Source organism: Roseomonas fluvialis (assembly GCF_022846615.1).
In the GTDB taxonomy this organism is placed as follows: domain Bacteria; phylum Pseudomonadota; class Alphaproteobacteria; order Acetobacterales; family Acetobacteraceae; genus Neoroseomonas; species Neoroseomonas fluvialis.
Window position 1 is genome coordinate 2,869,264 of record NZ_AP025637.1, and the last position, 10,224, is coordinate 2,879,487.

10 protein-coding genes are annotated in these 10,224 nt (G+C 70.9%); 1 reads left to right on the forward strand and 9 read right to left on the reverse strand.

What is annotated here, in order from left to right; genetic code table 11:
• Positions 1-22: 22 nt before the first annotated feature.
• The 4 genes from MWM08_RS13890 to MWM08_RS13905 all read right to left on the reverse strand — a co-directional run bounded on the left by MWM08_RS13890 (position 23) and on the right by MWM08_RS13905 (position 3,671).
• Complete coding sequence (locus MWM08_RS13890) at positions 23-1,042, reverse strand: hypothetical protein (RefSeq protein ID WP_244407030.1); 1,020 nt, start codon at positions 1,040-1,042, stop codon at positions 23-25.
• The gene (locus tag MWM08_RS13895; protein ID WP_244407031.1) at positions 1,039-1,710 is read right to left on the reverse strand and encodes a hypothetical protein; all 672 of its coding nucleotides are present in this window, start codon (positions 1,708-1,710) and stop codon (positions 1,039-1,041) included. Before MWM08_RS13895 ends, MWM08_RS13890 begins: the two co-directional genes overlap by 4 nt.
• Positions 1,707-2,384 (reverse strand): hypothetical protein, encoded by a 678-nt coding sequence (locus MWM08_RS13900; protein WP_244407032.1) that lies wholly within the window; start codon positions 2,382-2,384, stop codon positions 1,707-1,709. The genes MWM08_RS13895 and MWM08_RS13900 overlap by 4 nt, the downstream gene beginning before the upstream one ends.
• A gap of 105 nt (positions 2,385-2,489) precedes the next feature.
• Complete coding sequence (locus tag MWM08_RS13905) at positions 2,490-3,671, reverse strand: urate hydroxylase PuuD (protein ID WP_244407033.1); 1,182 nt, start codon at positions 3,669-3,671, stop codon at positions 2,490-2,492.
• A 301-nt stretch (positions 3,672-3,972) separates the two neighbouring features.
• Here MWM08_RS13905 and serA point away from each other — a divergent pair, with 301 nt between their 5' ends.
• Positions 3,973-5,223 carry a phosphoglycerate dehydrogenase gene (gene serA, locus MWM08_RS13910; RefSeq protein ID WP_244407034.1) on the forward strand — a complete coding sequence of 417 codons (1,251 nt, stop codon included), beginning with the start codon at positions 3,973-3,975 and terminating at the stop codon, positions 5,221-5,223.
• Between the two features lie 16 nt (positions 5,224-5,239).
• Here the strand turns inward: serA and MWM08_RS13915 are convergent, their stop codons facing one another.
• The 5 genes from MWM08_RS13915 to MWM08_RS13935 form a co-directional block, all read right to left on the reverse strand.
• Positions 5,240-6,211, reverse strand: coding sequence for a TerC family protein (locus tag MWM08_RS13915; RefSeq protein WP_244407035.1), 972 nt, complete (start codon positions 6,209-6,211; stop codon positions 5,240-5,242).
• Between the two features lie 128 nt (positions 6,212-6,339).
• Positions 6,340-6,642, reverse strand: a complete 303-nt coding sequence (locus MWM08_RS13920; protein ID WP_244407036.1) for a hypothetical protein — start codon at positions 6,640-6,642, stop codon at positions 6,340-6,342.
• Positions 6,639-7,013 (reverse strand): hypothetical protein, encoded by a 375-nt coding sequence (locus MWM08_RS13925; protein ID WP_244407037.1) that lies wholly within the window; start codon positions 7,011-7,013, stop codon positions 6,639-6,641. The genes MWM08_RS13920 and MWM08_RS13925 overlap by 4 nt, the downstream gene beginning before the upstream one ends.
• A gap of 136 nt (positions 7,014-7,149) precedes the next feature.
• Positions 7,150-8,172, reverse strand: coding sequence for an amino acid ABC transporter substrate-binding protein (locus tag MWM08_RS13930; protein WP_244407038.1), 1,023 nt, complete (start codon positions 8,170-8,172; stop codon positions 7,150-7,152).
• 82 nt (positions 8,173-8,254) lie between these two features.
• Positions 8,255-10,219 (reverse strand): TRAP transporter permease, encoded by a 1,965-nt coding sequence (locus MWM08_RS13935; RefSeq protein ID WP_244407039.1) that lies wholly within the window; start codon positions 10,217-10,219, stop codon positions 8,255-8,257.
• Positions 10,220-10,224 lie beyond the last annotated feature (5 nt).

Sequence of the window (10,224 nt, forward strand, 5' to 3'; positions counted from 1 at the left end):
GCCCCCTTGCGGCGCGCGCGCGTCAGAAACTCATGCCGATCCCGATGGACGTGCCGGTCACGTTGTTGTCGCCGATGAAGTAGCGCCCCACCAGCCTGAGGCGCGAGAGGCTGATGCCCACCGCGCCGATCTCGTAGCGCCCGACATCGATCTCGATCCCGCCGCCGATCTTGACCGCCCAGGCGAAGCCCAGCGCGCGTTCCTGGTCGCCGAAATAGGTCGAGGCATTGCCGTCCAGCACCCAGCGCACCGGCCGGCCGAAGGCCTCCCAGCCGGTCGGCCAGCGCAGCCTGGCCCACAGCCCCAGCGTCTGCGCATCCGACCGCTGGCGCGCCCCGCGCGGCGTGTCGCCGAAGGTCTGCAGCAGGATGTTGGTGTAGCGCAGCTCGACATCGATATCCCGCTCGGGCCGGTAGTCGTAGTAGGCCAGCATCATCGCCCCGCCGATGCCCCAGACGTTCACGTGCCGGTCGGTCAGCCCCGACAGGTCCGCCCCGGTGCGCCGTTCGATGAAGGCGCCGAACAGCGTGGAATCCGCCGCCGCGAAGCCGCCCGCCACGTTCAGGATCGGCCGCAGCCACAGGTATTGCGCCAGCGCGATGTCGTAGCCCACGCCCAGCGTCGTGGTGAAGTTGTTCCACCGCGCCGGCGTGCTCCGCTGGTCCTGCCCGCCCGAGAAGACCGCGCGCGGGTCGTAGCGCGCATAGCCGGCATAGGCCTCGAGCCACAGGGGGAAGGACTCCGACAGCGTGAAGCCGAAGCCGAACTGGCTCAGCGTCAGCGTCGTATTGGCCGTGCCGAAATTGGTGGTGCCGCGGCTCAGCGTGACCGAATTGGCCGACCCGTCCGGCACGATGGTGTAGCCCATCAGCCCGAGGATGCCGCCGGGGCGCGCCTGCAGGGTCGAACGCAATTGCGTCAGCCGGTCGGCGATCTCCCCCGCCACCGTGTCGCGCGTGGCGGGATCGACCAGCTGCGCGCGGGCGGCCTGCGGCGCGGACCAGGCCAGCAGGGCCGCGAGCAGGCCCACCCGGCCGATCACGACGGGGCCACCAGCACGACCGGGCGCGGCAGCGCGAAACCGGCGCGGCGCAGATCATCCTCGGCGGCGCGGATGCGCTGCATCACCTCCGGGTCGGTCAGCCGCGGCGCGCTCGCCACCAGCAGCGCATGCCCGGTGCCGATGCGCGTCACCACGGCGATGTAGTCCGCGCGCGCCGCCGCGGGGTCGGTCACCGGCGGCGCGGCACGAGGCGCCGGCGGCTCCGGCGCGGGCGCGGCCGCGCGCAGGCTGCCCGCCAGTGCCGTGACCAGCGCCTGCAGCGCCGGGTCCGCCACCGCGATGGTGTTGCGCAGGTCCGGCGCCTGCCAGTTCTCCAGCGTCGCGCGGCGCAGCATCGCCCCCAGGCTCGCCACCGCGGCGCCGCCCGCCGGGTCGGCGCGCGCGGCACGTGGCGCGAGTTCCGCGAAGGGGTCCTCCCGATAGGCCGGAATGCCGTCATCGGCCATGAGCGACAGGGCTGCGAGGTACATCGCCAGCGCCTGCTGCATCGCCGCGATGCCGTCGCGCCGATCCTCCGATGTCGCGGCCGGGGCGGGATACGCCACGACCAGGCTCGCGGTGCGCGCCCAGTCGCGCGCCGGCGTGTAGTCGGGCGCGCTGCACGCGGCTGCCAGCAGCAGCACCAGCGCGGACGGCGCGCGCGTCATGGCTGCACCAGCGCGGCCACCGCACCGCCGCCGGGCGGGCGCGCTGCCACCACCGGGTCGGGCGGCAACAGGCGCTGCAGGCGCAGCAACGTGTCCTCGGCGTCGCGGATCTCGCGCGCCACCGCCACCTGCGTGATGTGGCGGGTGCGGGCGTCGATCATGGCATGGCCCTCGGCAACGCGATCCAGCACGCGGCGATAGGTGGTGCGGTCCTGCGCGGGCGCTTCGCCCGCCGCCATTGCCGCGCCGAGCGACGCGGCCAGCACCTGCACCGGCCCGTTCGCGGCGCGGATGGCCGGCCGCAGGCGCAGATCCTCGACCACCTGCGCCTGGCCGGCGCTATAGGCCCGCGCGGCCGGCGGGATGTTGCCCGCCTGCGCGCGCTCCAGCACCGCGCCCAGCGCGGCCACGGCCTCCGCCGCGGTGGGATCGGCCGCGGCGCGCGCGGCCAGGGGCGCGAAGCGGGCAGCGCGGAAGGTCAGCGGCTGCTCCTCCCCCGCCAGCACGCCCAGCGCATACAGCCAGGCGGCCAGCGCCTGCTGCTGCGCCAGCAGCCCATCCTGCGCGGGGCCGGCCAGCAGCGCCGGCTGGTCCACCGCCACGCTGGCGGTGCGCGCCCAGTCCTGCAACGCCGTGTTCGGCGGCAACGCGCAGGCGGCCAGCAGTGGCAGCATCGCCGCAAGGGCGGCCAGGTGGCGTCTCAGGGGCAGTCTCCCGGGCCGCGCGGTCGCGGCGTGAAGCTGTGGTGCCTTACCGCCCCGCAGGGGCGCATGCCAGGGTCAGTCGGCGGGCGCGCCGGCGGCGACCCAGGCGAGAAGCTTGCCACGCTCCTCGGCCGTGATCTCGGTGAGGTTGCCCGGCGGCATCGCCTCGGTCTGCACCTGCTGGCGCATCGCGGCCGCCCAGCGGCGGATCTGCTGCGGCGTTTCCATGACCACGCCCTTGGGTGGGGAGGCGATCCCCTCCTGCGTCGGCCGCGCCGCATGGCACGACACGCAGCGCGCAGCGACGATGCTCTGCACCTCGGCGAAGGCCGGCGCCTCCGCGCCGCCCGTCGCGCGTTGCGGCGCACCGAGCACCACCAGTAGCGCCACCACCGCCGCCGCACCCGCCGGCAGCCAGACCGGGTTCGCCCCCTTCTGCCGCAGCACGAAATACTGCCGCACCAGCGCGCCCGAGAGCCCCACCGCCAGCAGCACCAGCCAGTTCCACTGCGACTGGTAGGTCATCGGGTAGTGCGGCGAGATCATGATGAAGATGACCGGCAGCGTCAGATACGTGTTGTGCACGCTGCGCTGCTTGCCCCAGCGCCCGTATTTCGGGTCCGGCGCCTGGCCCGCCTGCATGGCGGCGACCATCTTCCGCTGCCCCGGGATGATCACCATCGCAACGTTCGCGACCATGATGGTGCCGGTCATCGCGCCCACCTGGAGGAAGGCGCCTCGGCCGCCGAAGATGTGGCAGGCGACGAAGGCGACCACCGCGAGCGCGCCGGCACCGATCGCGCCCAGCAGCACCTCGTTCTCCCCATGCTTCGACTTGCACAGCAGGTCGTAGCCGACCCACCCGCCCACCAGCATGACCGCGCTGATCAGCACCGCCAGCCACGCCGGCATCGCGAGCACGGCCGGATCCACCAGGTAGGTGCCCGCCTGCACCCAATAGATCAGCACGAACAGCGAAAAGCCGCTGATCCAGGTCCAGTAGGCCTCCCACTTGAACCAATGCAGTTTTTCCGGAAGTTGCTCGGGGGCCACCAGGTACTTCTGCTTGTGGTAGAAGCCGCCGCCGTGGATCGACCATTGCTCGCCGGCGACGCGCGGATTGCCTGGGGCCGGCTTATCCAGCTGGTTGTCCAGCCCGATGAAGTAGAACGACGTGCCGATCCAGGCGATGCCGGTGATGACATGCAGCCACCGCAGCAACAGGTTGGCCCACTCCGAAAGATAGGCAACGTCCATCAAAGCACCCCCGCGCCGCTGCAGTGCAGCATGGGGCGCGGGCGCGGGGCGAGGCAAGGGGAAGGCGGGGGGCCAGCCCCCCGGCCCCCCGCTGGGAGGCTACGGCCTCCCAGACCCGCGGATCTGATGGGGTGGGAGGAGGGAGGGGCAGCGTGTGCCCGTCATCGAGGGCGCGCGCGTGAGCCCCTCCCTGATCCCTCCCCATTCACGGCGGGGGTCCAGGGGGCAGCGCCCCCTCGCCACTTGCCCCAGCCTGCGCGCCGGGGCACGAAGCGCGCCCCGTTTGTCGAGTGCCCTGCCCATGTCCCCTGCCCGTCTCTCGTTGCCCAAGGACAAGATCCGCATCCTGCTGCTGGAGGGTGTCTCCGACAGCGCGGTCGAGCGCCTGGCCGATGCCGGCTACGCGACCATCAAGCGCGAGAGCAAGGCGCTGGACGGCGCGGCGCTGATCAAGGCGGTGAAGGGTGTGCATATCCTCGGCATCCGGTCCCGCACGCAAGTGACGGCCGAGGTGCTCGAGGCCGCCGACCGCCTCTTCGCGATCGGCTGCTTCTGCATCGGCACCAACCAGGTCGCGCTCGAGGACGCCGCCATGCGCGGCATCCCGGTGTTCAATGCGCCCTTCTCGAACACGCGGTCCGTGGCGGAACTTACGCTGGGCGAGATCGTGATGCTGATGCGCGGCATCTTCCCCAAGTCGAACGCCGCGCACAAAGGCGAATGGGATAAGTCGGCAGCGAACTCCTGGGAGCTGCGCGGCAAGACGCTCGGCATCGTGGGCTACGGCAATATCGGCAGCCAGTTGTCCGTCCTGGCGGAAGCCTTCGGCATGCGCGTGATCTACTGGGACCGCACGGGCAAGCTGCCGCACGGCAATGCGCAGCCCATGACGTCGCTGCACGCGCTGCTGGCGGCGTCCGATGCCGTCACGCTGCACGTGCCGGAAACCCCCGACACGATGAACATGTTTGGCCGCGCCGAGATCGCCGCGATGAAGCCCGGCGCGGTGCTGGTCAACAATGCGCGTGGCACGATCCTGGACCTCGATGCGCTGGCCGATGCGCTGCGCAGCGGCCACGTGCTGGGTGCGGCCGTGGATGTGTTTCCGGTCGAACCCGCACGCAACGGCGAGCCGTTCGTCTCCCCGCTGCAGGGCCTGCCCAACGTGATCCTGACCCCGCATATCGGCGGTTCCACCGGCGAGGCGCAGTGGCGCATCGGCGAGGAAGTCTCCCGCAAGCTGATCGAATACTCCGATACGGGGGCAACCTTCGGCGCGGTGAACTTCCCGCAGGTGGAACTGCCCGCGCGGCCCTCGGGCGCGCGCTACCTGCATGTGCATCGCAACGTGCCCGGCGTGCTGCGCCAGGTCGACGAGGCCTTCGCGCGGCGGGGGCTGAACATCTCCGCGCAGTTCCTGCAGACCTTCGGCCAGGTCGGCTACGTGGTGATCGACAGCGACAATGCCCGCGTGCAGGCCGAGGAACTGCTCGCCGACCTGCGCGCCATCGAGGGCACCATCCGCGCGCGGCTGGTCTACGAACGTCGCTGAAGCCTGCGTGGGGCGGTCACGCCGCCGCCCCCCGCCGCGTCTTGAACAGCGACACCACCACCCCGCCGGCGATCAGCGTCGTCGTCACCGCCAGCCCGATCGCCGGGTCGAGCTTTCCGAACACCTGGTTCCAGAAGATCTTCAGCGCGATGAAGATCAGCACCAGCGCCAGCGCATACTTCAGGTAGGCGAAGCGATGAACCATGGCGGCGAGTGCGAAGTACAGCGCGCGCAGGCCCAGGATCGCGAAGATGTTGCTCGTGTAGACGATGAACGGGTCCTGCGTGATGGCGAAGATCGCCGGCACGGAATCCACTGCGAAGACCAGGTCCGCGATCTCGACCAGCACCAGGGCGAGCATCAGCGGCGTGAGCCACAGCGCGGTCTTGCCGGTCGCCGGATCCGGCAGGCGCACCAGGAACTTCTGCCCGTGCAGTTCGTTGGTCACGCGGAAGCGGCGCTTCATGAAGCGCAGCACCGGGTTGTCCTCGATCTTCGGCATGTTGTCCGCGACCACCAGCATCTTGATGCCGGTCGCCAGCAGGAAGGCGCCGAAGATCCACATGACCCAGGCGAAATCCGACACCAGCGCGGCCCCGAGCCCGATCATGATCGCGCGCAGCACGATGACGCCCAGGATCCCCCAGAACAGCACGCGGTGCTGGTACAGCGCAGGGATCGCGAAATAGGTGAAGATCAATGAGATGACGAAGACGTTGTCGAGGGCCAGCGTCTTCTCCACCGCGAAGCCGGTGAAGTATTCCATCCCGCGCTCGGCGCCCAGCGCCCACCACACCCAGCCGCCGAAAGCGCAGGCGATGGCGATGTAGAAGGCCGACATCCACAGGCTCTGCGAGACCGGGATCTCGCGCGCCTGGCGGTTCAGCACGCCGAGGTCGAAGACCAGCAGCACCACCACGATGCCGATGAAGGCGAGCCACATCCAGGCGGGCTTGCCGAGCCATTCGGCGAACAGCAGCGCGTCCATGCGTCAGCTCCTCCAGATGCCGCGCACATGCGGCAGGTGAAGGATCCGACATCGCGGCAGGATGTCTCCCTGCCGCCAGAGGGGCCCGGATCCGGGTGCGCGGGAGGTTGTCGCCCCCCGCGCCGGTTTCAAGACCCGGCGATGAACGGACGCGCGGCGGCCATCGCCGGCCCGCAGGAGGGCGCCGCGCCGGTCAGCACCGCGGCCGGCGATGTCGTGCCGATCCAAGCGCCGAAGGCGGTGCGCATCGCCCACCAGGGCTCGCTGCTGGCGCGTTCGACCAGCGCCGGAAGTGCGGCGCTGGCACAGGCTTCCACTTGCTGGACCACGGCCGCCGGCGCACGCCCGTCGGCGAGCTGCCCCACCAGCGTCGATTGCAGCGGCCCGACCAGGAAGGTCGCGACCAGGAAGGCGATGATGTCGCCGATCATGCCGGCACGCTCCGGCCGCGCAGCGCCCAGACCAGGCCGCCCAGCGCCAGGATCGCCGCGACCGCGGTGGCCGAACGCGACGCGACCGCCGCGCTGGCCTCGCCCGCCAGCAGCGCGGGCAGTTGCGGCAGCGCCGACCCGCCACCCGCCAGCGCGATGACCGCGACCAGCGCACCGCCGATCGCCGCCGCAACAGGCCAGCGCCCCGCCAGCGAGACCAGCAGCGCGACCACGCCGAGCCCGGCCGGGATCAGCGCCGTCCAGTGCACCGGCGGCGCCGGCAGCAGGTAGCCCGCCGCACCCACCACCAGCAGCACGGCGCCGAAGCCGCGCAGCACCATCGGCACGCGCAGGGATAGTGGTTCCGTCATGGCGCAACGCCTCCTCTGCCACGATGCGCCAAGCGCACCGGATGGAGGTCCGACATCGCGATGCGTCGTGCATCGCCAGAGGGGCCCGGACCGTTGCGCCCAAGATGGTCCGGCCCCCTCGCCGTTCAAGCGGCCTTCAGCGAATGGGCATCGCGTACATCAGCCCGCCGCGCGTCCACAGGTCGTTGACGCCGCGCTGCAGCCCGATCGGCGACCCGCTGCCGAGGTTGCGCTCGAAGATCTCGCCGTAGTTCCCGACCGCCTTGATGGCGTTGTAGGCCCAGCGCCGGTCCAGCCCCATCAGCGGCCCATGGTCGCCCGAATTGCCGAGCAGCCGGCGGATCGACGGGTTCGGGCTGGCCAGCATCTCGTCCACGTTGGCCTGCGTGACACCCAGTTCCTCCGCCTCGATCAGCGCGAAGATCGTCCAGCGCACGATGTCGAACCACTGGTCGTCGCCGTGCCGCACGGCCACCGCCAGCGGTTCCTTGCTGATGATGTCGGGCAGGATGACGTGCTCATTCGGGTCGCGCAGCGCGGTGCGAATGCCCGCAAGCTGCGACGCATCGGTCGTGAAGGCATCGCAGCGACCCGAATTGTAGGCGTTGCGGGTTTCCTCATTCTGGTCGAACACCAGCGGCTGCACGCGCACGTTGTTGGCGCGTGCCCAGTCCGCCAGGTTGAGCTCGTTGGTGGTGCCCGAGGTCACGCAGATGGTGGCCCCCGCGAGCTGCGCCGCACGCTGCACGCCCGCCGACCGGCGCACCATGAAGCCCTGCCCGTCGTAGAAATTCACCGCGGTGAAGTTCAACCCGTTCGCGGTGTCGCGCGTCTGCGTCCAGGTTGTGGTGCGCGGCAACACATCGACCTGGCCCGATTGCAGCGCGGGCAGCCGCGCCTGGGACGACAGCACGGTGAAGCGCGCCTTCGCCGCATCGCCCAGCACGGCGGCGGCGATCGCGCGGCAGGTATCGGCATCGAGCCCGCGCGCAACGCCCTGGCTGTCGAGCACATTGAACCCCGGCGCGCCGGGATGCCCGCCGCAGATCAGCGCATCGCGCGATCGCACGGTGGACAGCGTCGGTCCCGGGGACGCGGTCTGCGCGACGGCGGTGCCCGCAATGCAGGCGGCGAGGGTGGCAAGCAGGGGCAGGCGCATGGCGTTCCTTCCGGGATTGGCGCGGCGTCTGGCGCCGCGCCCGGGCATCCTACAGCACCGGCCGGTCGCACCAAGCCGGGGCTCACGCCACGCGCGCGCGCCCCGCCATGCCCTGCACCAGCGCCGTGGCCCCCAGCGCCACCATGCCGACCAGCAGGCGCACCTCGTCTGGCGCCACATGGCCGAAGGCCGCGAACAGCCCCGCCGCGCCGAGAGCGGCCCGCAGCGCCACCCCCATCGGCCGCATCAGGAACCCCGCATAGGCCGAGGTGATGAGCGTGAGTGCCACCACCTGGATCAGCGTGGCCATCGCGATCGCGACCACGCCGCCGCGCAGCATGATCCCCGGGTCATAGATGAAGGCGAAGCCGACAGTGAACCCCGCGATCCCGAAACGCGTCGCGTGCACTGAGGTGATGGTCGGCCCGGCCTTGGCGATGGCCGCGGCGGCGAAGGCGGCCGCCGCCACCGGTGGCGTCGCATCCGCGATCACCGCGAAGTAGAAGGTGAACATGTGCGCCTGCAACAGGTCGACGCCCAGCGGCCGGCCGAGTTCCAGGATGGTCGGCACGCCGATCGCGGCGGCGATGATGTAGGACGGCGTCGTCGGTATCCCGAGCCCCAGCACCAGCACCGTGAGCGCCACCAGCACCAGCAGCAGCCCGAGCGACCCGCCCGCGGTCTCCTTGATGATGCCCCCGAAGGCCACGACCATGCCGGTGGCCGTGAGCGCCGAGACCACCACCCCCGCCCCCGCGATCGACACCGCCAGCGGCGCCATGGTCAGCCCCGCGCTATAGAAGCTGTCCAGGATCGCCCGCCACCCCATGCGCGTGCGCGCCCGCAGCAGCGAGACGCCCACCATCGCGATCGTCGCCCAGAAGGCCGCGTAGTTGCCTGACCAGCGTTCGGTCATCAGCCAGACCAGCAGCCCGATCGGGATGACCAGGTGCGCATCGGCCAGCACCTCGCGCCAGGCGGGAATGTCCTTGAGCGGCATGGGTTCCATGCCCGCGCGCTTCGCTTCGAAATGCACCGCAGCGAGGATCGCGAAGTAGTACAGCACCGCGCCGATCGCGGCGGCGACGATGATGTCGCCGTACGGGATGTTGGTGATCTCGGCCATCACGAAGGCGGCCGCACCCATGACGGGGGGCATCAGCGCGCCGCCCACGCTGGCCGCGCTCTCGATCCCGCCCGCCACCGCGGGGCGGTAGCCCACCTTCACCATCAGCGGGATGGTCATGGCCCCGGTCGTGATGACGTTCGACACCGAGCTACCGCTCATGGTCCCGAACAGGCCGGACGTCACCACCGACACCTTCGCCGGCCCGCCCGTGTAGCGCCCCGCCACCGCGGCCCCGAGGTTGCTGAACAGCCGCCCCGTCCCGCTGCCCTGCATGAAGGCGCCGAACAGGATGAACACGGCGATGGTGGTGGCCACGATGCCTGTCAGCGGCCCATAGACACCGCCCGCCGTCGGCACCAGCCAGGCCGCCTCGATGATCTCGGGCGCGGTGAAGACGCGCGTGTTGAGCACGCCCGGCCAGTGATGCCCCGTCGCCATGTAGAGCAGGCAACCCGCCACCATCCACGCCAGGCCCGGTTCCACCGCGCGTCGGATGGCTTCCAGCATCGTCACCATGCAGGTGATGCCCATCGCCATCATGGTCGGCGTGAAGGGGTCGACATACTCCATGCGGTCCGACACCGCGGCCGCATTCACGAAGACCCACAGGTGCGGCGCTGCGGACACCACCGCCCAGACCCAGTCGAACACCGAAGGGCGCGTCTGCGGGGACCGCTTCGCGAAGGCCGGGTACAGCAGGAACAGCGGCGGCGTGAACACCAGCAGGTGCAGCGAGCGCATCTCGACCGGTTCGGGAAAGCCGAAGCCGCCGAAGGGCATGGCGCGCTCGATGCCCGGATGCACCAGGCTGGCGGCCCATTCGAAGAACGGGCCGCCGGCGAAGTACAGATGCACGGCGGCCCAGAACGCCAGCCACAGCACGATCGCGCCGCGCAGTGGTCCCGTCAGCTCACGCAAGCGCC

What these genes read in the sequence shown, in the direction of transcription:
- MWM08_RS13915 (WP_244407035.1), bottom strand. Translation starts at nt 6,211, where the DNA reads ATGGACGCGCTGCTGTTCGCCGAATGGCTCGGCAAGCCCGCCTGGATG.
- MWM08_RS13930 (WP_244407038.1), bottom strand. Translation starts at nt 8,172, where the DNA reads ATGCGCCTGCCCCTGCTTGCCACCCTCGCCGCCTGCATTGCGGGCACC.
- MWM08_RS13920 (WP_244407036.1), bottom strand. Translation starts at nt 6,642, where the DNA reads ATGATCGGCGACATCATCGCCTTCCTGGTCGCGACCTTCCTGGTCGGG.
- MWM08_RS13925 (WP_244407037.1), bottom strand. Translation starts at nt 7,013, where the DNA reads ATGACGGAACCACTATCCCTGCGCGTGCCGATGGTGCTGCGCGGCTTC.
- MWM08_RS13900 (WP_244407032.1), bottom strand. Translation starts at nt 2,384, where the DNA reads ATGCTGCCACTGCTGGCCGCCTGCGCGTTGCCGCCGAACACGGCGTTG.
- serA (WP_244407034.1), top strand. Translation starts at nt 3,973, where the DNA reads ATGTCCCCTGCCCGTCTCTCGTTGCCCAAGGACAAGATCCGCATCCTG.
- MWM08_RS13905 (WP_244407033.1), bottom strand. Translation starts at nt 3,671, where the DNA reads ATGGACGTTGCCTATCTTTCGGAGTGGGCCAACCTGTTGCTGCGGTGG.
- MWM08_RS13895 (WP_244407031.1), bottom strand. Translation starts at nt 1,710, where the DNA reads ATGACGCGCGCGCCGTCCGCGCTGGTGCTGCTGCTGGCAGCCGCGTGC.